At 70.7% G+C, this 22836-nt stretch carries 21 protein-coding genes; 9 read left to right on the top strand and 12 right to left on the bottom strand.

What is annotated here, in order from left to right:
• The first annotated feature begins 65 nt into the window (after positions 1 to 65).
• Positions 66 to 2096: a tetratricopeptide repeat protein gene (locus tag ACZ5SK_RS24385; RefSeq protein ID WP_468576597.1), complete on the top strand. Its 2031-nt coding sequence runs from the start codon at positions 66 to 68 to the stop codon at positions 2094 to 2096.
• Between the two features lie 43 nt (positions 2097 to 2139).
• Here ACZ5SK_RS24385 and ACZ5SK_RS24380 read toward each other — a convergent pair whose 3' ends face one another.
• Entirely contained in the window at positions 2140 to 2535 is a 396-nt protein-coding gene (locus ACZ5SK_RS24380) for an ATP-binding protein (protein ID WP_334576982.1), read from the bottom strand.
• Between the two features lie 112 nt (positions 2536 to 2647).
• Between ACZ5SK_RS24380 and ACZ5SK_RS24375 the strand changes: the two genes are divergently transcribed.
• From ACZ5SK_RS24375 to ACZ5SK_RS24360, 4 genes are all read left to right on the top strand, one after another.
• Complete coding sequence (locus ACZ5SK_RS24375; RefSeq protein WP_319341199.1) at positions 2648 to 3472, top strand: helix-turn-helix domain-containing protein; 825 nt, start codon at positions 2648 to 2650, stop codon at positions 3470 to 3472.
• Positions 3469 to 3654: a DUF397 domain-containing protein gene (locus ACZ5SK_RS24370; RefSeq protein WP_468576596.1), complete on the top strand. Its 186-nt coding sequence runs from the start codon at positions 3469 to 3471 to the stop codon at positions 3652 to 3654. The genes ACZ5SK_RS24375 and ACZ5SK_RS24370 overlap by 4 nt, the downstream gene beginning before the upstream one ends.
• Complete coding sequence (locus tag ACZ5SK_RS24365) at positions 3651 to 4160, top strand: GNAT family N-acetyltransferase (protein WP_468576595.1); 510 nt, start codon at positions 3651 to 3653, stop codon at positions 4158 to 4160. Before ACZ5SK_RS24370 ends, ACZ5SK_RS24365 begins: the two co-directional genes overlap by 4 nt.
• Positions 4161 to 4323: 163 nt before the next feature.
• Positions 4324 to 5112: a S1 family peptidase gene (locus ACZ5SK_RS24360; RefSeq protein WP_334576989.1), complete on the top strand. Its 789-nt coding sequence runs from the start codon at positions 4324 to 4326 to the stop codon at positions 5110 to 5112.
• A gap of 128 nt (positions 5113 to 5240) precedes the next feature.
• Here the strand turns inward: ACZ5SK_RS24360 and ACZ5SK_RS24355 are convergent, their stop codons facing one another.
• The 6 genes from ACZ5SK_RS24355 to ACZ5SK_RS24330 all read right to left on the bottom strand — a co-directional run bounded on the left by ACZ5SK_RS24355 (position 5241) and on the right by ACZ5SK_RS24330 (position 11775).
• Positions 5241 to 6626 (bottom strand): hypothetical protein, encoded by a 1386-nt coding sequence (locus tag ACZ5SK_RS24355; RefSeq protein WP_468417705.1) that lies wholly within the window; start codon positions 6624 to 6626, stop codon positions 5241 to 5243.
• Positions 6627 to 6682: 56 nt separating this feature from the next.
• Positions 6683 to 8287: a citramalate synthase gene (gene cimA, locus ACZ5SK_RS24350; RefSeq protein ID WP_334576991.1), complete on the bottom strand. Its 1605-nt coding sequence runs from the start codon at positions 8285 to 8287 to the stop codon at positions 6683 to 6685.
• 284 nt (positions 8288 to 8571) lie between these two features.
• Positions 8572 to 8826 carry a hypothetical protein gene (locus ACZ5SK_RS24345; RefSeq protein WP_334576993.1) on the bottom strand — a complete coding sequence of 85 codons (255 nt, stop codon included), beginning with the start codon at positions 8824 to 8826 and terminating at the stop codon, positions 8572 to 8574.
• A 77-nt stretch (positions 8827 to 8903) separates the two neighbouring features.
• Positions 8904 to 9992, bottom strand: coding sequence for a branched-chain amino acid aminotransferase (locus ACZ5SK_RS24340; RefSeq protein WP_334576995.1), 1089 nt, complete (start codon positions 9990 to 9992; stop codon positions 8904 to 8906).
• A gap of 249 nt (positions 9993 to 10241) precedes the next feature.
• A complete protein-coding gene (locus ACZ5SK_RS24335; RefSeq protein WP_334576997.1) occupies positions 10242 to 11285 on the bottom strand; it encodes a 3-isopropylmalate dehydrogenase in 1044 nt (347 codons plus the stop codon).
• A 358-nt stretch (positions 11286 to 11643) separates the two neighbouring features.
• Positions 11644 to 11775, bottom strand: a complete 132-nt coding sequence (locus ACZ5SK_RS24330) for a hypothetical protein (protein WP_015493350.1) — start codon at positions 11773 to 11775, stop codon at positions 11644 to 11646.
• A gap of 333 nt (positions 11776 to 12108) precedes the next feature.
• Between ACZ5SK_RS24330 and ACZ5SK_RS24325 the strand changes: the two genes are divergently transcribed.
• A complete protein-coding gene (locus tag ACZ5SK_RS24325; protein ID WP_334577001.1) occupies positions 12109 to 12315 on the top strand; it encodes a DUF5988 family protein in 207 nt (68 codons plus the stop codon).
• A gap of 55 nt (positions 12316 to 12370) precedes the next feature.
• On the opposite strand, the gene pruA is transcribed toward ACZ5SK_RS24325, so the two are convergent.
• Entirely contained in the window at positions 12371 to 14002 is a 1632-nt protein-coding gene (gene pruA / locus ACZ5SK_RS24320) for an L-glutamate gamma-semialdehyde dehydrogenase (RefSeq protein ID WP_468417710.1), read from the bottom strand.
• A gap of 76 nt (positions 14003 to 14078) precedes the next feature.
• Positions 14079 to 15059, bottom strand: a complete 981-nt coding sequence (locus tag ACZ5SK_RS24315; protein ID WP_361705159.1) for a proline dehydrogenase family protein — start codon at positions 15057 to 15059, stop codon at positions 14079 to 14081.
• Between the two features lie 145 nt (positions 15060 to 15204).
• Here ACZ5SK_RS24315 and ACZ5SK_RS24310 point away from each other — a divergent pair, with 145 nt between their 5' ends.
• Together ACZ5SK_RS24310 and ACZ5SK_RS24305 are read left to right on the top strand one after the other, a co-directional pair.
• Complete coding sequence (locus ACZ5SK_RS24310; RefSeq protein WP_468417712.1) at positions 15205 to 16413, top strand: PucR family transcriptional regulator; 1209 nt, start codon at positions 15205 to 15207, stop codon at positions 16411 to 16413.
• A gap of 2 nt (positions 16414 to 16415) precedes the next feature.
• Positions 16416 to 17135, top strand: a complete 720-nt coding sequence (locus ACZ5SK_RS24305) for an HAD family hydrolase (protein ID WP_334577009.1) — start codon at positions 16416 to 16418, stop codon at positions 17133 to 17135.
• Positions 17136 to 17556: 421 nt separating this feature from the next.
• On the opposite strand, the gene ACZ5SK_RS24300 is transcribed toward ACZ5SK_RS24305, so the two are convergent.
• Entirely contained in the window at positions 17557 to 18138 is a 582-nt protein-coding gene (locus ACZ5SK_RS24300) for a TetR/AcrR family transcriptional regulator (protein WP_334577011.1), read from the bottom strand.
• 97 nt (positions 18139 to 18235) lie between these two features.
• Between ACZ5SK_RS24300 and ACZ5SK_RS24295 the strand changes: the two genes are divergently transcribed.
• The gene (locus ACZ5SK_RS24295) at positions 18236 to 19747 is read left to right on the top strand and encodes an MFS transporter (RefSeq protein ID WP_334577013.1); all 1512 of its coding nucleotides are present in this window, start codon (positions 18236 to 18238) and stop codon (positions 19745 to 19747) included.
• Positions 19748 to 19912: 165 nt separating this feature from the next.
• On the opposite strand, the gene serA is transcribed toward ACZ5SK_RS24295, so the two are convergent.
• Both serA and ilvC read right to left on the bottom strand, forming a co-directional pair.
• Positions 19913 to 21502: a phosphoglycerate dehydrogenase gene (gene serA, locus ACZ5SK_RS24290; RefSeq protein WP_361705167.1), complete on the bottom strand. Its 1590-nt coding sequence runs from the start codon at positions 21500 to 21502 to the stop codon at positions 19913 to 19915.
• A gap of 235 nt (positions 21503 to 21737) precedes the next feature.
• Positions 21738 to 22736, bottom strand: coding sequence for a ketol-acid reductoisomerase (gene ilvC / locus ACZ5SK_RS24285; protein ID WP_093781113.1), 999 nt, complete (start codon positions 22734 to 22736; stop codon positions 21738 to 21740).
• Between the last annotated feature and the right edge of the window lie 100 nt (positions 22737 to 22836).

Here is a 22836-nt window from a genome sequence, read left to right as displayed (position 1 = left end):
TCCGGGGGAATGTGTTCTTTGGGCCCGTCACCGGGTCGGGGCCCGCTCCCCCGCCTTCGGGCGCCGTGTCCAATCTGCCGGGCGAACCCGCCGTGTTCACGGGCCGGGACACCGAGGTCGAACGGCTGCTGGACGTCCTCGATCCGGCCGCCGGACCTGGCGGAGCCGTCGGCGCCGGGGTCGGTGTCGCCGCCGTCGCCGGTCTGGGCGGTGTGGGCAAGACCGCCCTCGCCCTGCACGCGGCGTACACGGCACGGAAGCGCGGCTGGTTCCCCGGCGGGGCGCTCTTCGTGGACCTGCGCGGGTACGACGAGGTCCCGGCGACCCCCGAGCACGCCGTGCTGTCGCTGCTGCGGGTGCTCGGCGAGAGCGGGCCGGGCGACGAGGACCTCTACGGCCGCTACCGTGCCGAACTCGCCCGCCGCGAGCCGATGTTGATCGTCCTCGACAACGTCTCCGACCCGGCCCAGGTCGCCCCCCTGCTGCCCGGGGAAGGCGACGGGCACCGCGTGCTGGTGACCTCCCGGGACGTCCAGGACTCCCTCCCCGTACGGCAGTTCACGATCGGTGCGCTGGAGACCGAGGACGCCTGCCTGCTCGTGGACCGTTGCCTGCGAGAACGCGACCCCGAGGACCGGCGCGCCACCGAACAACCCGACGCCGTCCGTGAACTGGCGGCCCTGTGCGGCCACTTGCCCCTCGCCCTGCTGATCGCCGCCGCGCTGCTACGACGCCGTGGAACGCGCCCGATCAGCACGCTGACCGCCGAACTGCGCACCGCCGCCGACCGGGTGCGGGCGTTGCGGCACAAGGGGGGGGTGGACCAGTACTGGCGAAAGCTGGCGCTGCGGCCGGTCTTCGATGTGATGTACGGCCGGCTGGAGCCCGAGGTGGCCCGGGTGCTGCGGGCGCTGGGGCAGGCGCCCGCAGCCGAGGTGTGGATGGGCTCCGCGGTCCTCCTCGCGAACATGGCGCTGGAGGAGCTGCTGCCCCTGCTGGACGACCTGGTCGCCGCGTCCCTGCTGACCGCGGACCCCGGCGGCGAGCTGTGGCGGATGCACGACCTGGTCCAGGTGTACGTCCGCAGCGTGTCGGACGCGGACCCGGAGACCGCCCAGGAGACGGAGACCGCCCTGGGGCACCTCCTCGACATCTCCGAGATCGGTGTGCGGTCCGCCAACAACTGCCTCTGGCCCGGCATGCACCCCTCGATCCCCGACTCCTTGGACTCCTTCCGCGGCGACTACCTGCGCGCGCTGAACTGGCTCGACTCGGAACGCCAGATGCTCCTCGGCCTGGCCCGGTGGATGGACTCGGACTCCCCGGAGCGGGCCAGGAAGGCCATGGCACTGGGGATCAATCTCGACATGTACCTGAATCTGCGCCGGGCCCACCACGACTGGCTGGAGGTGGCGACGGCCGCGCACCGGACCGCGCGGCGTCTGGGCGACACCGAGGCCGAGGCCGCCGCGTGCCAGTCGCTGGGCATGAGCCTGGCCACCCTCGGCCGGGAGGAGGAGGCGGTCCCCTTCCTGCGCCGCGCGACAGAGCTCTTCGCCGAGACGCGGAACCAGCGGGCGGAAGCCGGCGCGTGGGCGAACCTCGGGTCCGTCCTGAGCGGGCTGGGCAGGTACCCCGAGGCCGTCCGGGCCCACAAGAGCAGCCTGCGCCTCTGTGAAGCCCTCGGTGACCGGCGCGCCAAGGGAGTCGCGCTCGGCAACTACGGCCTCACGCTCTACGCGCTGGGACGTTACGACGACTCGCTCGCCGCCACGCGCAAAGCCCTCGGCATCGCTCTCGACCTGGGCGACAAGGCCGGCGAGGCGAGGGCGCGGTCCTTCCTGGGCCACCTCTGGACGGCGGCCGGCCGCCCGGACCGGGCCGCGGACGAGTACCTGCGCTCCGCCCGCCTCCACACCGCCCTCGACGACCCGCACGAGGCGGCGAGAGCCGCCCTCCACCATGGCCAGGCCCTCCGCTCCCTGGGCCGGCACGCCGAGGCCAACGAGGTCCTGAGAATCGCCGCCGCCTGCTTCGAATACGCCGGGTCGGAGAAGGAGGCGGAGGAGGCCCTACGGCTGGCCGGGCAACGGTAAGGCGCGCAGGGTTCAGGGACGCTCATGCAGCTACCGCCCGTCGTCACGCTGAGCAGCCGTAGAACTCGCACCACACGACCTTCCCCGGCTTCCGCTCCCCCACCCCCCACTTGTCCGCGAGCGCGGTGACGAGGAGGAGGCCTCGGCCGTGTTCCGCGTCGGGGGACGCGTGGTCCCGGGCCCGGACTCCTCCCGGACCGCTGTCGTGGACCTCGACCCGCAGGACGCCGTCCGTCGGGTGCAGGGCGAGATGGAGGGCGAAGCCCCGGCCGGGCGGGACGCCGTGGAGGACGGCGTTCGTGGCGAGTTCGCTGACGCAGAGCTGGACGTCGTCGGTGCGGTCGGTCCAGGACCAGGTGGTGAGGGTCTCTCGGGTGAAGTCCCGGGCCCGGCTGACGTTTCTGCGGTCGCGGAGGTAGAAGCGGGATTCGACGTTCACGAGGCGATTGTCACTGTGGGTCACTAAAGTGGAGCAGTGAGTGAATCCGTAGTTTGCTTTTCTACGGCTTCGCTGCGACGGCTCGGGATGTGCACGGGGGAAAGGGATCCGCATGCAGACGGCGAAGAAGCCCGGCAAGAAGGTCGGTTCATGGGTGGCGGTCGGGGCGCTGTTGGCGCACTGCCGCAAACAGGCCCGCCTCACACAGGAACAGCTCGCCGAGATGGCGACGATCTCCGTCGACCTGGTGGGGTCCATCGAGCAGGGGCGGCTCGCGCTCCAGCCCGATCGGGCGGAACAGTTCGACGAACTGCTGGGCACGGGTGGGGTGTTAGAGGTGCTTGTGACCAAACTGCCGGTCCGGGACCGGGTCGTGCAGTTCGCGCAGGGGCTGGTGGAGCACGAACAGGAGGCAGTGAACATCCAGACGTATGAGACGCAGATGGTGCCGGGGCTGCTCCAGACCAGGGAATACTGCCTGGCCGCCTTCGATGCCCGCTATCCCGCTCTGGGGAGCGAGACCGCGGAGCAGTGGGTGAACGCCCGTCTCGACCGGCAGTTGATCTGGCAGAGGACGCAACCGCCCGTGGGGCACTTCATCATCGAGGAGAGCATCCTGCGGCGAGAGGTCGGCGGTCCCCAGGTGATGCGGGCACAGATCCGGCAGATCCTGGAGTACTCGGAACCCGTCCACATGAGCTTCCAGATCATGCCCATGGACCGCATGCCACACGCCGGACTGGCAGGCCCTATGACGCTCTTGGAGACTCCCGACCACGAGCGCTTGGTCTACCTGGAGGTGCAGCGCGCCAGTTTCCTCGTCGACGATCCTGACGAGGTCAGTGACTATCACCTCAAGTATGCGATGCTGCGATCACAGGCCCTCTCTACCGGCGAAAGCGTGCGCTTCCTGCACGGATTGCTAGGAGACCGATGAGCACCGCACTTGAGTGGTTCAAGTCCAGCTACAGCAGCAACGAAGGGGGCAACTGCGTCGAAGTCGCCTCGCACGCCTTCGCCGTCCACGTCCGCGACTCCAAGACGCCCGACGGTCCCATACTCACCGTCGCCGCCGACACCTGGAGCGACTTCCTCACCCAGCTCGGGTCCGTCGCGTGATTCGATCCGCCACCCCGCACGACGTGCCGCAGATATGCGCGATGATTCGCGAGCTCGCCGAGTACGAGAAGGCCGTGGAGCAGGCTCGGGCCAGCCAGGAGCAGCTGCTTGAGGCCTTGTTCGGGGAGCATCCCGCCGCGTTCGTGCTGATCGCCGAGGATGACGAGAACGGGCAGGTCGTCGGGTTCGCGTTGTGGTTTCCGCGGTTCTCGACCTGGACCGGCACGCGTGGCATGCATCTGGAGGATCTGTTCGTGCGGCCGCAGGCCCGTGGCGGGGGGTATGGCAAGGCGCTGCTCGCCTCTCTTGCCGCGCTCTGCCGGGAAAAGGGTTACGAGCGGTTCGAGTGGTGGGTGCTGGCCTGGAACGAGCCGACGATCGGCTTCTACAAGTCACTCGGGGTGGAGTTCCTCGACGAGTGGAGGGTGTGCCGCCTGAGTGGTGAGCCCCTCGCCTCGCTCGCCTCGCTCGCCTCGCTCGCTCCCGTTACGCGTCCTGGGGTCTGACGCGGCAGGTGGCTGAATCAGCCCCCTTGTGTGAGGGGTCGGGGCGTTCCCATAATCCAGCAACAGATTTGACCTGACCATGCCAGCGCATGGGCATTCCTTTGCGCTATGCGTTGACATGTCCCCACCAAATCCAAGCCAACCCCCCACGGAAGGCAGCACCTTGAAGAAGCTCCTCACGGCGCTCAAGAGATTCGCCGCCGTCGGCGCCGCCGCCCTCGCGATCGCCAGCCTCCAGCCCCTCTCGGCCGCCCAGGCCGCCCCCTCGCCCGTCGTCGGCGGAACCCGCGCCGCGCAGGGCGAGTTCCCGTTCATGGTCCGGCTCTCCATGGGCTGTGGCGGCGCGCTCTACACCCAGCAGATCGTGCTCACCGCCGCGCACTGCGTCAGCGGGACCGGCGCCAACACCAGCATCACCGCCACCGCCGGCGTCGTGGACCTGCAGTCCACCAGCGGCCGGGTCCAGGTCAGGTCCACGTACGTGTACCGGGCCCCCGGCTACAACGGCAACGGCAAGGACTGGGCGCTCATCAAGCTCGCCTCGCCCATCACCACGCTGCCCACCCTGAAGATCGCCACCACCACGCAGTACAACACCGGCGACTTCACCGTCGCCGGCTGGGGCGCGGCCCGCGAGAACGGCGCCCAGCAGCGCTACCTGCTCAAGGCCACGGTGCCGTTCATCAGCGACGCGACCTGCAAGGCGTACGGCGGTCTCTACAGCGGCCTCGTCGCGGGCGACGAGATCTGCGCCGGCTTCGCCGCGGGCGGGGTCGACACCTGCCAGGGCGACTCCGGCGGCCCGATGTTCCGCAGGGACAACGCCGGCGCCTGGATCCAGGTCGGCATAGTCAGCTGGGGTGACGGCTGCGCCCAGCCCAACGCCCCCGGCGTCTACTCCGAGGTGTCCACCTTCGCCTCGGCCATCGCCTCCGCGGCGGCCTCGCTCTGACGCACGCCGCGGCCGCGTAGCCCACCCCACCCCCGCAAGCCACCTCGTACGAGGTCCGCGGGCCCGGCGCCGCCCCGCGCCGGGCCCGTGCCCGTGGCTTCGCGGCCGTGGCCCGGCCCTCAGGTCTCTCAGAACCCTCCGCCGAAGTCGCCGCCGCCCCCGCCGCCGCCGAAGTCCCCTCCCCCGCCGAAGCCGCCGCCGAAGTCACCCGGGTCGAAGTCGGCGCCGGAGACGTCACCGCCCTGGTAGCCGCCGAAGTCGCCGTAACCCGTGCCGTAGTCGGCGGCGTAGGACGGGGTCGCCATCAGGGAGCCCAGCATCGTGCCGACGAGGAGGCCGGGCAGGATGCCGCCGCCGAAGTAGCCGCCCGCCCAGGGGCCGTAGGCCGGTCCCGCCTCCCAATAGGGGCGGCGGCCGTAGTCGCTGTCGACCTCGCGGATCACCGGGTCGCGGCCGTCGGCGAGACGGGTCGCGTCGGCCGCGCAGACCGGGACCTCCCGGGTGGCCCCGCCCGGCGGCGTCCAGGTGGCGTCGGTGACCGAGGGGCCGTGGCGGGGGTCGAAGAAGCAGGGCGGACGGCGCTCGGGCAGCGGCCTTCTGTCGCGGCGGGCGGCGAGCTGGGCGAGGGAGAAACGGCCGTCCTCCAGCTCCTGGGTGACGGGGCGGACGTCCTCCGGTCGCAGGGCCGCCGCCATCAGCGACTTCGCCTCCTCATAGGCGTCCAGGGCGCGTTCGTAGTCGGCGCGCATGGCGTCGTCGGCGCCCGCCTCGGCCGGGTGGAAGTCCAGACGGTCGAGTTCCTCGCCGAAGGCCGTGATGTCCTCGTCCACGACGACCCGCAGCCGGTCGAGGGCGGCCCGCTGCTCCTCCGCGCGCCGGCGGCGGTTGCGCCGCACGAGGGCGTACGCCCCGGTGCCGCCGGCCACCAGGACCGCGCCCGCGGTGATCAGCGCGGTGGACGAGATGCCGTCGCCGCCCGAGGAGCTCCACCCGGCGGGGGCCGAGCCCCCCATGTTGGCCAGCGCCCGGTCGGTGAAGTCCGTCAGCTGTCTGTTGACGTCTCTCTCGTCGCGGACGCTGGTGACCAGGTTCTGGACGGCCGTGCGGGGCAGGACCGAGGAGTCGGCGCGGGAGTCGAAGCGGTCGCCCAGGCGGATCGCGTACAGGCCGGTGACGCCGGTGGCGGTGCGCAGGTCCCTGAACAGGTTCTGCGTGGGCCGGCCGGCGGGCAGGACGGCGATGAACAGGGGCTTGCCGGCGTCCTCGATCCGCTGCTGGAGCGCGTGCGCGTCCGCCCGGGACAGCTCGCCGCTCGCCTCCGGGTCGACGTAGACCGGGCTCTCACGGAGGGAAGCGGCGATGGCCGAGACGCTCGTCGGATCAGTGGTGGCCGCGGTGGCGCGCGGGGCGCCCGCCGACATGAGGACGGCCAGAACCATGAGGACGACGAGCGCCAGCGCCGGCAGCGGTCCGGTGAGGCCTCGGGGAGGGCGGGTCGGGATCGCGACCTTCATACCTCGAAGCTACCCGAAGCCCCATAAAACCGGACACACAGTGGGAGGGTCGGAGCCTACTCCGCCGGGTCGACTCCCGCCCGCAGCAGCCCGTACGTGTAGGCGTCCTCCAGGGCCTGCCATGAGGCGGCGATGACGTTCTCCGCCACGCCCACCGTGGACCACTCGCCCGTGCCGTCGCTCGTGGAGATCAGCACGCGGGTGGTGGACTGGGTGCCGTGGACGCCCTCCAGGATGCGGACCTTGTAGTCGACCAGCTCGAGCTTGGCCAGCTGGGGGTAGATCTTCTCCAGCGCCACGCGCAGCGCGCGGTCCAGGGCATTGACGGGGCCGTTGCCCTCCGCCGTGGCGACGATGCGCTCGGCCTTGGCCCACAGCTTGACCGTGGCCTCGTTGGCGTGGCTGCCGTCGGGGCGGTCCTCGACGATGGCCCGCCAGGACTCCACCTCGAAGTACTTCAGCGGGCTGCCCTCGACCTCGCCCCGCAGCAGCAGCTCGAAGGAGGCGTCGGCGGCCTCGTAGGTGTAGCCCTTGAGCTCGCGCTCCTTGACCCGCTCCACGACCCGGCCGACGAGTTCGCGGTCGCCTCCCAGGTCGACGCCGAGCTCCTTGCCCTTGAGCTCGATGGACGCGCGCCCCGCCATGTCCGACACCAGCATCCGCATGGTGTTGCCGACCTGCTCGGGGTCGATGTGCTGGTACAGGTCGGGGTCCACCTTGATGGCGGAGGCGTGCAGACCCGCCTTGTGGGCGAAGGCGGACACTCCCACGTACGGCTGGTGCGTGGACGGGGTGAGGTTGACGACCTCGGCGATCGCGTGCGAGATGCGCGTCATCTCACGGAGCCTGCCGTCGGGCAGGACCTTCTTGCCGTACTTCAGCTCCAGGGCCGCGACCACCGGGAACAGGTTGGCGTTGCCGACCCGCTCGCCGTAGCCGTTCGCCGTGCACTGCACGTGCGTCGCGCCCGCGTCCACCGCGGCGAGGGTGTTGGCGACCGCGCAGCCGGTGTCGTCCTGGGCGTGGATGCCGAGGCGGGCGCCGGTGTCGGCGAGGACCGTGGAGACGACGGCCTGGACCTGCGCGGGAAGCATGCCGCCGTTGGTGTCGCACAGGACGACCACGTCCGCGCCGGCCTCGGCCGCCGCCCGGACGACCGCCTTGGCGTACTCGGGGTTCGCGCGGTAGCCGTCGAAGAAGTGCTCGCAGTCGATGAAGACCCGGCGGCCCTGGGCCTTCAGGAAGGACACCGTGTCGCTCACCATCGCCAGGTTCTCGTCGAGCGTGGTGCGCAGGGCCAGCTCGACATGCCGGTCGTGGGACTTCGCGACCAGGGTGATCACCGGTGCGCCCGACTCCAGCAGCGCCTTGACCTGCGGGTCCTCCGCCGCCTTCGTGCCCGCCCGGCGGGTCGAGCCGAAGGCGACCAGCTGGGCGTGCTGGAAGTCGATCTCCTGCTGGGCGCGGGCGAAGAACTCGGTGTCGCGCGGGTTGGCGCCGGGCCAGCCGCCCTCGATGAAGCCCACACCGAAGTCGTCCAGATGCCGGGCGATGGCCAGCTTGTCGGCGACGGTGAGGTTGATGCCCTCACGCTGCGCGCCGTCGCGCAGGGTGGTGTCGAAGACGTGGAACGAATCGTCGAGTTCGCTGGTTGCGGTCATGGTCTGAAGGCTCCTGTGTCGGATCTCGGTCGTTACCGGATGACCGGCTCCACCGTCCCCCCATGGTCCCTCGCGCTCTCGCCTCCGGCTGTGGGTGGGCCAGAAAAGCGAAAAACCCCTCGCGGGTGCGAGAGGTCTGCGCGCGGGTCGAGGACGACGATGGCCGCTCGTACCTGGTCGTACGGAGCGGTCACTGCGGACCGGCGCGCCTGCTGCCAATAATCATGGCGAACGAGAGCACGGACGCAGTCTGGCACAGACAGCCCCGGTGCTCACCGGGTGTCTCAGGATGCGAACAGAGCGCGCTCGGGCGCGCCGGCAGCCACGGGGGCCGCACTGCCGGCGACCGGCCCCGAGGCCGCCGTCCGGGAACCACCGGACGTGCCCGAGGGCAGAGCGCGGCCGTCGGGGACGTGCAGGTCGGCGTAGGCGCCGAGGCGGCCCTCGCTCCACTCCAGGGTGCGCAGCAGCAACAGCTCGCCCTTGGCGTGGGGCAGCCGTACGACGCCGGCCGTACTACCGCGCCGGGCTCGGCGCACCCGGGACCCGGAGACGCCGAAGGGCCACCCCGAACGGGGTGGCCCTGGACGGAGTGGCCCGCGACGAGGCCGGGCGGCTAGCCCAGCTCGTGCATCCAGCCGTGCTTGTCCTCGGCCTTGCCGCGCTGGATGTCCAGCAGGGCCTGGCGGAGCTTGAGGGTGACCTCGCCGGGCTCGCCGCCCGACTGCTGCCACTCGCCGCTGGTGCGCTTGACCGTGCCGACCGGGGTGATCACGGCGGCGGTGCCGCAGGCGAAGACCTCCTGCAGCGTGCCGTTCTCGGAGTCGCGCTGCCACTGGTCGACGGAGACGCGGCCCTCCTCGGCCTCGTAGCCGAGGTCGCGGGCGACGCTGAGGAGGCTGTCACGGGTGACGCCCTCCAGGATGGAGCCCGTCAGCGACGGCGTGATGATCTTGTTGCCGTACACGAAGTACAGGTTCATGCCGCCGAGTTCCTCGACCCACTTGCGCTCGACCGCGTCGAGGTAGCAGACCTGGGCGCAGCCCTGCGCGGCGGCCTCGGCCTGGGCGAGCAGGGAGGCGGCGTAGTTGCCGCCCGTCTTGGCGTCGCCCATGCCGCCGGGGACGGCGCGGACGTGCTCCTCGGAGACCCAGATGGAGACGGGCTTGACGCCGCCGGGGAAGTAGGCGCCGGCCGGTGAGGCGATCACGATGAAGAGGTACTCGTTGGCCGGCTTCACGCCCAGGCCGACCTCGGTCGCGATCATGAAGGGGCGCAGGTAGAGGGACTCCTCGCCGCCGTGTGCGGGCACCCAGTCCTTGTCCTGGCCGACGAGGGCGTCACAGGCCTCGATGAACGTCTCGACCGGCAGCTCGGGCATGGCGAGCCGGCGCGCGGAGCGCTGGAAACGCTTGGCGTTCTGGTCGGGGCGGAAGGTGGCGACGGAGCCGTCGGGACGGCGGTACGCCTTCAGACCCTCGAAGATCTCCTGCGCGTAGTGCAGGACCATGGTGGCCGGGTCGAGCGGGATCGGCGCGTACGGAACGAGCTGACCGTCGTGCCAGCCGCGACCCTCCGTCCACTTGATCGTCACCATGTGGTCGGTGAAGTGGCGGCCGAACCCGGGGTTCGCCAGGATCGCCTGCCGCTCTGCGGCGGAGAGCGGGCTGGCGGAGGGCTTGAGCTCGATCGTGGGCGTCGTCATGAGTGGTGTCCTTCACCGGTTGTGTAGTGACGGGCCGCGCTCACGTCCGTACGGCCAGTGGCCGGTGCCAGGACGTCCGAGCTTTCCCTCATACCGCGGCTCCGCGTTCGATTATCGCAAGCGGCGGACGAGGGCCAAAACGGCGTGAATGCGACCCAGGGTTGATGGTGGCACCCGGCGGGGGACATGCGGAAGCCGCCGGGTGCTGATGCGAACCCGGCGGCTTCGAAAGGTTTCGTGCAGCGCGGGTCAGCCGGCTACTCGTACGGAGAGCGCGTCACCGATCTCGGAGGTGCTGCGCGCGGGCAGCGCACCACGCTCCTCCAGGTCGCGCGCGACGGCGTCCTCGATACGGACCGCCTCGGCCTCGTAACCGAGGTGGCGCAGGAGCAGGGCGACGGACAGGACCGTGGCGGTGGGGTCGGCCTTGCCCTGGCCGGCGATGTCCGGGGCCGAGCCGTGCACGGGCTCGAACATGGACGGGAACTCGCCGGAGGGGTTGATGTTCCCGCTCGCGGCGACGCCGATGCCGCCGGAGACGGCCGCGGCGAGGTCGGTGATGATGTCACCGAAGAGGTTGTCGGTGACGATCACGTCGAAGCGGCCGGGGTCGGTGACGAGGTAGATCGTCGCCGCGTCGACGTGGATGTAGTCGGTGGTGACCTCGGGGAACTCCTCGGCCACCTGGTTGAAGATGTTCGTCCACAGGTGACCGGCGAAGGCCAGCACGTTGTTCTTGTGGACGAGGGTGAGCTTCTTGCGGGGGCGGGCCTGGGCGCGGGCGAACGCGTCCCGGACCACGCGCTCGACGCCGAAGGCCGTGTTCACGGAGACCTCGGTGGCGACCTCGTGCGGGGTGCCCTTGCGGATCGTGCCGCCGTTGCCGGTGTACGGACCCTCGGTGCCCTCGCGGACCACGATGAAGTCGATCTCGGGCTGGCCGGCCAGCGGCGTGGCGACGCCCGGGAGGAGCTTCGACGGACGCAGGTTGACGTGGTGGTCGAAGAGGAACCGCAGCTTCAGCAGGAAACCCCGCTCCAGGACACCGGAGGGGACGCTCGGGTCGCCGATCGCGCCGAGCAGGATCGCGTCGTGCCGGCGGAGCGCCTCGGCGTCGGCGTCGGTGAGGGTCTCACCCGTGGCGTGGTAGCGCCGGGCGCCGAAGTCGTACTCCTTGGTCTCCAGCTTCACATCCTGCGGGAGGACGGCGGAGAGGACCTTGAGACCTTCGGCCACGACCTCCTGGCCGATGCCGTCACCGGGAATCACTGCGAGATTGAGGCTGCGAGACATGCGGGAACCCTACTCCTCGTCCCATGGGATGACACGGACCGTCCGCCATACGGACATGGCGGCCGGGGTGCGAGCGGGAGGGGGCGAGGTGCGGCGCGGGGTCCGAAGTCCCGTTCGGGGCCCGCGCCGCACCCCGTGCGGGTGCGGCTCCCGGACGTGCGGCGGCTAGGGCCTGTCCGGCGGATCAAGTCGCAGGAAAGCAGCGGCGCCTGATCAACGCAGGTGAGCGGGGAATGGTGCGTCCAACTGCAAGGCGGAGGAGGGCGTCGACGCGGAGCGTCGGCAACCGACGACAACGCGGCAGGTGGGCGTGCCATTCCCCGCGTCTGCGGCATGATCCGCCGGACAGGCCCTAGGCTCAGTGGCCGGTCTCGCCGCCGTTGTCGCGGCGGTCGAGGGCGCGCTGAAGGGCGGCGGCGGCGTTCTTGCGGTCGGACTCGCTCGTACGGGAGACGTGACGGACTCGGCGGCGGACGGTCGTCTCGGCCATGGGAAATCGACTCCTTCGAAATCCAGGGAGCACGGAAGGGGGGTTCGAGACGCCGGGGGCGGGGAGCGGGCCGCAGGGGTTGCCTGCGCGGGGCCCGGCTCACGACCGCCATTCGCTTGGTCGAGCGAGACGTTCGGCTCCTACAAAGTTAAGGGAGGAGCACGCGCCTGTCTCCACAATTAGTCGGACTTCCTACTATCTGAGACGGCGTACTGGGTCACACCCCGCTGAGCTGCGGTTTCACGGACGCCCACCCCTCCCGGACCAGCGCCCGAACGGCTGATCCTGGGCCCGGGGGCGACATCGCGTTCCGGCAACGGGAACGGTGAGGTCATGAGCGACACGGCCAAGGCACTACTCGAGGGCGGTCCGGACGATCTGCCCGAACGGATCGTCCCCCTCCCGCCGCCCGGATCCGATGTGAAGATCGAGTTCCTCGGCGGATACGAGCATTTCAGGGCGACTGCGCGGCACGGGAACACGCCGGAGGGCAGGCTGCCCGTGTACCAGTGGTGGGAGCGGACCGAGCTGCCCGGCTAGCGCACGCGAACGGGCCGGGTCCGTGACGGACCCGGCCCGCCGGCGTGATCGGGGGTCAGCCCATGTGCGGGTACGTGTAGTCGGTCGGCGCGACCAGCGTCTCCTTGATGGCGCGGGTCAGCGTCCAGCGCATCAGGTTCTGCGGGGCGCCGGCCTTGTCGTTGGTGCCGGAGGCACGGCCGCCGCCGAAGGGCTGCTGGCCGACGACGGCGCCGGTCGACTTGTCGTTGATGTAGAAGTTGCCGGCCGCGTAGCGCAGCTTGTCCATCGTGTACGCGGCGGCCGCTCGGTCGCCCGCGACGACGGAGCCGGTCAGCGCGTAGTCCGACACCGACTCCATCTGGGTCAGCATGGCGTCGTACTGGTCGTCCTCGTAGACGTGCACGGCGAGGAATGGGCCGAAGTACTCGGTCGTGAAGACCTCGTTGTGCGGGTCGGAGCACTCCACGACGGTCGGGCGGACGAAGTAGCCGACCGAGTCGTCGTAGCTGCCGCCCGCGACGATCGTGCAGGTCGGGTCGGCCTGCGCACGGTCGATGGCCGCCTTGTTCTTGGCGAACGCGCGCTCGTCGATGACCGCGCCGATGAAGTGCGACAGGTCGGTGACGTCGCCCATGGTGAGCTGGTCGACCTCGGCCGCGAACTCCTCCTTGAAGCCGGAGTTCCAGATCGACGCCGGGATGTAGGCGCGGGAGGTCGCGCTGCACTTCTGGCCCTGGTATTCGAACGCGCCGCGGGTGAGGGCGGTCTTGAGGACGGCCCGGTCGGCGCTCGGGTGGGCGACGACGAAGTCCTTGCCGCCGGTCTCGCCGACCAGCCGCGGGTAGGAGCGGTACTTCTCGATGTTGGCGCCGACCGTCTTCCACAGGTACTGGAAGGTCTTGGTCGAGCCGGTGAAGTGGATGCCGGCGAGGTCGCGGTGCTCCAGGGCGACCTTCGACACCTCGATGCCGTCACCGGTGACCAGGTTGATGACGCCCTTGGGCAGACCGGCCTCCTCCAGCAGCCGCATCAGCAGCACGGCGGCGTGGGTCTGCGTCGGGGACGGCTTCCAGACCACCACGTTGCCCATCAGCGCGGGCGCGGTGGGCAGATTGCCCGCGATGGCGCTGAAGTTGAACGGCGTGATCGCGTAGACGAAGCCTTCGAGCGGGCGGTGGTCGAGACGGTTCCAGACGCCCGGGGAGTTGGCCGGGGGCTGCTCGGCGAGGATCTGGCGGGCGTAGGCGACGTTGAAGCGCCAGAAGTCGACCAGCTCGCAGGGACAGTCGATCTCCGCCTGCTGGGCGGTCTTGGACTGGCCGAGCATGGTGGAGGCGGCGAGGGTCTCGCGCCAGGGGCCGGCGAGCAGTTCGGCGGCGCGCAGGATGATCGCGGCGCGGTCGTCGAAGGACATGGCACGCCAGGCGGGCGCGGCGGCCAGGGCCGCGTCGATGGCGTCCTGCGCGTCCTGCTGGGTGGCGTTGGCGTAGGTGCCGAGGCGTGCCTTGTGGTTGTGCGGCTGCACGACGTCGAAGCGGTCGCCGCCGCCCATCCGCTGCTCGCCGCCGATGGTGCAGGGCAGGTCGATCGGGTTGTCGGCCAGCTCCTTGAGCTTGGCCTCCAGCCGGGCGCGCTCGGGCGAGCCGGGGGCGTAGCCGTGCACCGGCTCGTTGACGGGGGTGGGGACCTGGGTCACAGCGTCCATGTTTTCCGTGACTCCTTCTGAGCAGGTGTGGCGGGTGTGACGGATGTTTCGGGCGGGATGGGCGGGGGTGGCGGGCTCAGCCCTTGCCGACCATCGAGCGGACGAAGAAGCGCAGGTTCGCCGGCTTCTCCGCGAGGCGCCGCATGAAGTAGCCGTACCAGTCGGTGCCGTAGGCGGTGTAGACGCGCATGCGGTGCCCTTCGGCGGCCAGCCGCAGGTGCTCGTCGCTCCTGATCCCGTACAGCATCTGGAACTCGTACTCGTCGAGCTTGCGTCCGGCCCTGCGGGCGAGTTCCTGCGCGATGGAGATGAGGCGCGGGTCGTGGGAACCGATCATCGGGTACCCCTCGCCCTCCATCAGAGTCCTCAGGACCCGGACGTACGCCTTGTCGATCTCGTGCCTGTGCTGGTGGGCGACCTCGGCGGGCTCCTTGTACGCGCCCTTCACCAGCCGTACGCGGCTGCCGCTCGCGGCGAGGCGGCGGGCGTCGGCCTCGGTGCGGAAGAGGTAGGCCTGGATGACGCAGCCGGTCTGGGGGAAGTCCTTCCGCAGCTCCTCGTGGATGGCGAACATCGAGTCGAGGGTGGTGTGGTCCTCGGCGTCGAGGGTGACGGTGGTGCCGATGGCGGCGGCGGCCTCGACGACCGGGCGGACGTTGGCGAGGGCCAGCTCGTGGCCGCCGTGGAATGTAGGGGCGGGCCCGGAGGGCCCTTCGAACAGGGCGGTGGTGGGCGACGGGAGGGCCTGGCCGAACATCGACAGCTTGACGGACATCTCGACCCGCTCGCCGAGTTCCAGCTCCCTGAGCCGGTCGACCAGCTCCAGGTACGCGTCCCTGGCCGCGGCGGCCTGTTCGGGGGTGGTGATGTCCTCGCCGACGACGTCCATCGTCAGCTGAAGACCCTTCGCGGTGAGCTCCTCGATGATCGGCACGACGTCGTCGACCCGCTCACCGGGGATGAAGCGGTCGACGACCTGTTTCGTCACCGGGGCCGCCGAGATCAGGCGTCGCATCCGGTCGCTGCGCGACGCGGCGAGAATCACGGGACCCAGCACGGGGCACCTCCACAAACCAGCAGATAGAACCACCGTGAAACCTAAGGATCCCTCCGATCGTGGGCCATCGACAGCTGTCACGCATCCGTGCCACAGATCTCAGACAGATGTATGAAGGAGCGGCGCACCGGGGGAGAATGCCCATGTGACGGCCGACAACAAAGGTGACTACCAGGAGCTGGTCGACGAGATCTCGGAGCTGCTCGGCGCCCCCGCGACCCTGGAGAACCGGGACTTCGAGCTGCTCGCCTTCGGCGTGTACGACAGCGAGGGCGAGCTGGACGCGTCCGCGCTGGACCCGGTGCGCACCCGCTCGATCCTGACCCGCCGCTCCACGGCCGCCGTCCGCTCATGGTTCGAGGGCTTCGGCATCACGCGCGCCGACGGTCCGGTCCGGATCCCGCCGACCCCGGAGGCCGGCGTGTACCGCGGGCGGGTGTGCCTGCCCGTACGCCATCGGGGGGTCGTCCTCGGTTACGTCTGGCTGCTCGACGACGATCCCGGGCCGTCGGACGTCCAGCTGGCGGCCGCGATGGAGGTGACCGGCAGGATCGGGGACCTGCTCGCCGACGAGGCCCAGCACGGCGCCGACCTCACCCGGGAGCTGCGGGCGGTGCTGACCGCGCAGCCCGGCTGGCCGCGGGACATGGCGGTGGCGGAGCTGCGCACCGCGCTCGGCGCCCGCGCCGACGGCCCGCACACGGTGGTGTGCGTGACCCCGTGGCCGTCCGCCGACCCGGACGACGCCCCCTCGCTGCGTACGCTGCCGGGGGCGACGGCACTGTGCACGGTGCCGTGGGGTGGCGCCTCCCCCGCGCTCGATGCAGTGGAGGATGCCCAGTCGCTGGCCCTGCTGGTCCGCCTGCGCGCGGCGGACACCCTCACTCCGGCGACGTCAGCGGCGGCCCGGCTGCTGGAGCGGGCACGTCAGGCGTCGACGGGAGAGGCCGCGGCGGGGGTCGCCGCCGGGCGCGTCGGCCTGACGGAACTCGGCGCGGCCTGGGAGGAGGCGTCGGCGTCGGCACGGGCGGCGCGGGCGGAGCCCCGCCTCGGCCCCGTGGCGCGGTGGGCGTCCATCGGCCCGTACCGCCTGCTGACCGCGCTGCCCCCGCACACCGCCCAGGACCCGGCCGTGGCAGCCCTGTTGTCCCCCGCCCACCACGAACTCGCCCGCACGGCCGAGGTGTACCTCAACTGCGCGGGCCAAGCAGGCCGCACGGCAGCGGAGTTGGGCATCCACCGCCAGACGCTGTACTACCGCCTCTCCCGCGTCGAACAGCTCACGGGCCTGGACCTGGACGACGGCGAGGACCGACTGCTGCTGCACATGGCGTTGAAGGGGGCACGGTTGTAGCCGTGGCCCTGCTGATGATCGATCTCGACAACACCCTCGTCGACCGTGACGCCGCGTTCCGCGGGGCGGCGGCCGCCGTGCTGGCCGAGCACGGGTTGCCCGCCGGCGACCTGGCCTGGCTGACGGCCGTCGACGCGAGCGGCTACACGCCACGGCGGGAGGTGGCCCGCGCGATGGCACAGCGGTACGGGTCGTCCTGTCCCGAGACCGCCGTCCGGGCCTTCCTCGACCACGGCGCCGCCGAGCGCGTCACCCTTGCCGAGGATGTCCGCCGCGCCCTCGGCGAGGCCGTCGCGGCCGGCTGGACCTGCGTCGTCGTCACCAACGGCCGCGCGGCACAGCAGGAGACGAAGATCCGGCGCACGGGACTGGACACACTCGTGCACGGCTGGGTGGTCTCCGAGACGGTCGGTCACGAGAAGCCCGCGCCGGAGATCTTCCGCATCGCGGCGGACACCGTCGGAATGTCCCTCGACGGCGCCTGGATGATCGGCGACTCGCCCCACGCCGACGTCCTCGGCGCGGCGGGCGTCGGCGCGCGGAGCGTGTGGGTGTCCGGCGGCCGGCCCTGGACCGAGACGGCGTACGGCCCCACGCACGTCGCGCCGGATGCCGCGGCCGCCGTCCGTCACGTCGTCGGCGCTCCGAGGAGGCCTGCCACGGCCGCGAGCCCGTCCGCGATCCCACGCTCCGTCACATCGCCGAAGCCCAGCACCAGTTGAGGCGAGGTCATGGCGCCGGAGAAGCGGCAGGCGCGGCGCTCATCCCGTAGAGGCCCCCCGGGCGCGGCCCGCTTCGACGACTCTCCGTTCGTCGGCCGACGCCGGCAGGTGCGCCACCGCGTGCGTCGACCGCTTGAGCTCGCCTTCGCTTCCCGCCGCTTCAGCCGCGGCGCCACCGCTCGATGCGCTTCTCCCAGGCCCGATCGTCCGTGGTCTCCAGGAAGCTGCGGTGGTTGACGAGCAGGTACACCTCGTCGGCCGATGCGGGGTGGTGTGGAGGATGAGGGGCTGGCCGGCGTTCAGCAGGCCACCGAGGAAGCGGCCGTAGAGGTGGGTGAAGCGGGTCTCTGCCGCCACTTCGCGGACCGGGTGATCGAGATGCGGGACGGCCGAGTCGACCCGGCCGACCGTATCGGCGGGGTCACTTCCCGTCGGCCGCCTCGATGACCCGGCGCAGCCCTTCCGTCAGGTCGTCGGCCGTCGTCGCGCTCGCCGGGTCGAAGAGCCACTGCACCATCAGGCCGTTGAGCAGCGCCTGATAGAAGCCGCCGACGGTCTGGACGGTGCGTTCGTCGAGCGTGGACTCCTCCTGCCCGGTGAACATGGCGACCAGCCCGGAGCGCCCCTCGATCTGGGCCTCGGCCATCAGTTTCCGCAGCTCGCCGACGCGGTCTTGCTGCGTGGCGATCTCCAGGCTGGCCGCCCAGACGGGCTTGGACTCGTCCATGGTGGCCAGCATCCGCGTCCACACGCTGCGAAACCGCTCCAGCGAACCTGGCTCCTCGGTTTCGCGCCGGTCGGCCGGGGCGAACTTCTCGCCCCACTCCTGCACCAGCTCCACGAACGCCTGGGTGAGGAGGGCGTCCTTCGAGCCGTAGTGGTAGCCGATGGACGCCAGGTTGGTCCCCGACTCCTTCACGATGTCGCGCGCCGTCGTGCGCACGAACCCCTTCTCCAGCAGGCAGCGCTTGGCGCCTTCGAGCAGATCCTCACGGTGTCCCATGCCCGCCACCCTACCCCGGATCCATACAACCGTCCTAGACGAACGACTTATACATTCGTTCTAGACAACCGTTTAAGACGCCCGTACAGTCCTCGGCATGACGAACTCGACGAGCACCGCCACACCACCGGCGCCCCGCGCCGGCCGCCGCGAATGGACCGCCCTCGGCGTGCTGATGCTCCCGCTGCTGCTGGTCTCGATGGACGTCTCCGTCCTCTACTTCGCGATCCCGGCGATCAGCGCCGACCTGGAGCCGAGCGGCACGCAGCAGCTGTGGATCTTCGACATCTACGCCTTCGTCCTGGCCGGCCTGCTGATGACGATGGGCTCGCTGGGCGACCGGATAGGCCGCCGCAAGCTCCTCCTGATCGGCGCGGCCGCCTTCGGCACCGCCTCCCTGATCGCGGCCTACGCGAACAGCGCCGAGACCCTGATCGCGGCCCGCGCGCTCCTCGGCATCGGCGGCGCGACCCTGATGCCCTCGACGATGGCGCTGATCCGCACGATGTTCACCGACCCGGGCCAGCGCGCGAAGGCGATCGGTCTGTGGTCCGGCGTGATGACGGCAGGCGTCGCCCTCGGCTCGGTGATGAGCGGGGTGCTCGTCGAGTACTTCTGGTGGGGCTCGGTGTTCCTGGTCAACCTGCCCGCGATGGCGTTGCTGCTGGTCCTCGGCCCGATCCTGCTGCCCGAGTCGCGCGACCCCGCCCCCGGCCGCTTCGACTGGCCGAGCGTCCCGCTGTCGATGGCCGCCGTGCTCCCCGTGATCTACGGCCTCAAGGAGATCGCCGCCGAGGGGTGGCACCCCGCATACGTCGTCTCGATCGCCTTCGGCCTGCTCTTCGCCGCCCTCTTCGTCCACCGCCAGCGCACGGCGGACTCACCGATGATCTCCCCGCTGCTGTTCCGTGGCCACGGTTTCGCGCCCGCCGTCGTCCTCAACCTCGTCGCCTCGTTCGGGATGATGGGCTCGGCGTACTTCACCACGCAGTACCTTCAGTCGGTCCTCGACAAGAGCGCGCTGGAGGCGGCCCTGTGGGCGCTGCTGCCCTCGGTGCTCATCGGCATGACCGCCCCGCTGGCCACCTCGCTGGTCCAGAAGGGCGTCAACCGGGCCTACGTCGTGACGGCGGGCTTCGTGATCGCCGCGGCCGGCTACGCCCTGCTGCTCTTCGCCGGCACCGACTCCCTGTGGCTCGTCCTGGTCGCCTGCGGGGTCCTCGCCTCCGGGATGGTCGTGGTCGTCTCCCAGATGACGGACCTGGCGATGGGCGCGGCCCCGGTCGAGCGCGCCGGCTCGGCCTCCTCGCTGCTGGAGACCGGCGGCGAGTTCGGCGGCGCCCTGGGCATGGCGGTCCTCGGCTCCATCGGCACGGCGATCTACCGCCACGACATCCCGGCCTCCGCACCGGCCCCGGCCCGGGAGACCCTCGGCGGCGCGCTTGCGGTCGCCGGCCACCTCCCGGGGCGCACGGGAGACGCCCTGGCGACGGCAGCGCGGGAGGCCTTCACCCACGGCATGCAGGGCGCGGCGATCGCGGCAGCGGTGCTGCTGACGGGGGCGGCGGTGGTTGCGTCGGCGACCCTGCGAAGGATCCGAGTGAAGTAAGCAGAGCACCAGCACATGCAAAAGGCGCCGGGAACTGGATCACTCCAGCCCCGGCGCCTTTTCAGCTGTGGTCAGCCATGTCAGCCCGTCCGGCGATCGATGACGAGGCCGTTCAGGGCCGAAGCGGGGGCCTGGGGGCGGCAGCCCCCAGACGGTGCGGCAACCTCAGACGAGGTTCACCGCACGGGCAGACGTCGCGCCGATTTCCTCGGCGACCTCGGCCAGCACCGCGACGGGCACCGCGTCGTCAACCGTGAGCACGGCCAGCGCCTCGCCGCCGGCGACCGCGCGAGCGACCTGCATCCCGGCGATGTTGATCCCCGCCTCGCCGAAGATCCGGCCGACGGTGCCGACGACGCCCGGACGGTCCTCGTACTTCAGGACGACCATGTGGTCGGCGAGCGCGAGGTCGACGTCGTACTCGCCGACCGCGACGATCTTCTGGAGGTGCTTCGGACCGGCCAGCGTGCCGGAGACCGACACCTCCTCGCCGTCCGAGAGCGTGCCGCGCACGGTCACGACGTTGCGGTGGTCGGCCGACTCGGAGCTGGTCGTCAGCCGCACCTCGACGCCGCGCTCCTGCGCGAACAGCGGGGCATTGACGTACGACACCGTCTCGTCGACGACGTCCTCGAACACACCCTTCAGAGCGGACAGCTCCAGCACCTTCACATCGTGCTGGGTGATCTCGCCGTACACCTCGACGTCGAGGCGGACCGCGACCTCGCCGGCGAGCGCGGTGAAGATCCGGCCGAGGCGCTCCGCGAGGGGCAGACCGGGCTTGACGTCCTCGGCGATGACACCGCCCTGGACGTTCACCGCGTCCGGCACGAGCTCACCGGCGAGGGCGAGCCGCACGGAACGCGCGACCGCGATACCGGCCTTCTCCTGCGCCTCGTCGGTCGAGGCGCCGAGGTGCGGGGTGGAGACGACCTGGTCGAACTCGAACAGCGGGGAGTCCGTGCAGGGCTCCTTCGCGTACACGTCGAGGCCGGCGCCGGCGACCCGGCCCTCCTTCAGCGCCGAGTACAGCGCCTCCTCGTCGACGATCCCGCCGCGCGCCGCGTTGACGATCCGCACGCTCGGCTTGACCTTGCGCAGCGCCTCGTCACCGATCAGACCGACCGTCTCGGGGGTCTTCGGCAGATGCACGGTGATGAAGTCGGAGACCTCCAGCAGCTCGTCCAGCGACAGCACCTTGACGCCCATCTGGGCGGCCCGGGCGGGCTGGATGTAGGGGTCGTAGGCCACGACCTTCATGCCGAAGGCGGACATGCGCTGGGCGACCAGCGCACCGATCCGGCCCAGACCCACGACGCCCAGGGTCTTCTCGGCCAGCTCGACGCCCGTGTACTTGCTGCGCTTCCACTCGCCGTTCTTCAGCGCGGCGTTGGCCTGCGGGATGTGGCGGGCGGTGGCGAGCAGCAGACCGCAGGCCAGCTCGGCGGCGGTCACGATGTTCGAGGTGGGGGCGTTGACGACCATCACGCCGGCCTTGGTGGCGGCGGAGACGTCGACGTTGTCCAGGCCGACGCCGGCTCGTGCGACGACCTTCAGCTTGTTCGCGGCGGCGATCGCCTCGGCGTCGACCTTGGTGGCCGAGCGGATCAGGATCGCGTCGACGTCGGCGATGGCCGGGAGCAGTTCGGCTCGGTCCGCTCCGTTGCAGTGCCGGATCTCGAAGTCCGGGCCAAGCGCGTCCACGGTCGCGGGCGACAGCTCTTCAGCGATGAGTACGACAGGTTTCGAGCTCACGTGAGTCCTCACAAGTCCAATGCGTGCGGACGGCCGTCCCGACGGCCGCAGGCGGAGGAGGGGCTAGCCGCGTGGAAGACGCACGACGCTGTGGGCCTGAACGCGTATGTAGTGCAGCAGTGTAGTGCTGCGCCGGAGGCCGCCTTACGCCTCCGCGAAAGGATCACCCGTCCGTGGTCGGACGGAATGGACAACGGGGCCGGAGCGGCTCGCTCCGGCCCCCTGCCCTCAAGGCTCACGCCTCGTCGTTCACCCAGCTCATCAGCTTGCGGAGCTGCTTGCCCGTGGTCTCCAGCAGGTGCTCGGAGTCCGCGGTCTTGTACTCGTTGTACTTCTTCAGGCCGCCGTGGTACTCGTCCATCCAGTTCTGGGCGAAGGTGCCGTCCTGGATCTCGGCGAGGACCTGCTTCATCTCGGCCTTGGTGGCGTCGGTGATGATGCGCGGGCCGGTGATGTAGTCGCCCCACTCGGCGGTCTCGGAGACGCTCCAGCGCATCTTCTCCAGGCCGCCCTCGTACATGAGGTCCACGATCAGCTTCAGCTCGTGCAGGCACTCGAAGTAGGCGATCTCCGGCTGGTAGCCGGCCTCGACCAGGGTCTCGAAGCCCGCCTTGACCAGCGCCGAGGTGCCACCGCACAGCACGGCCTGCTCACCGAACAGGTCGGTCTCGGTCTCCTCGGTGAAGGTCGTCTTGATGACGCCGGCGCGGGTGCCGCCGATGCCCTTGGCGTACGACAGGGCGAGCGCGAAGGCGTTGCCGGTGGCGTCCTGCTCGACGGCGGCGATCGCGGGGACGCCGCGGCCCTCCTCGTACTGGCGGCGGACCAGGTGGCCCGGGCCCTTGGGGGCGACGAGCGCGACGTCGACGCCGGCCGGGGCCTTGATGAAGCCGAAGCGGACGTTGAAGCCGTGCGCGAAGAACAGCGCGTCGCCGTCGTTCAGGTTCGGGGCGATGGACTCCTCGTAGACCTGGGCCTGGATCGGGTCCGGGATGAGGATCATGATGACGTCGGCCTCGGCGGCGGCCTCGGCCGGGGTCACCACGCGCAGGCCCTGCTCCTCGGCCTTGGCCTTGGACTTGGAGCCCTCGTGCAGACCGACCCGGACGTCGACACCCGAGTCGCGGAGCGACAGCGCGTGGGCGTGGCCCTGGCTGCCGTATCCGATGACCGCGACCTTGCGGCCCTGGATGATGGACAGGTCGGCGTCGGCGTCGTAGAACAGCTCGGCCACTTTGGGTTCTCTCCTTGTGTGCAGGTGTTGCGTCCCACCGTATGACGGCGGGCGGAAGGGAAGTTTCGGGGTCTCGGCATACGGGCGGTGCGCGGGCGGC

It is taken from the genome of Streptomyces sp. NPDC031474, from assembly GCF_055581185.1.
This window is presented reverse-complemented; position numbering and strand designations above follow the sequence as displayed.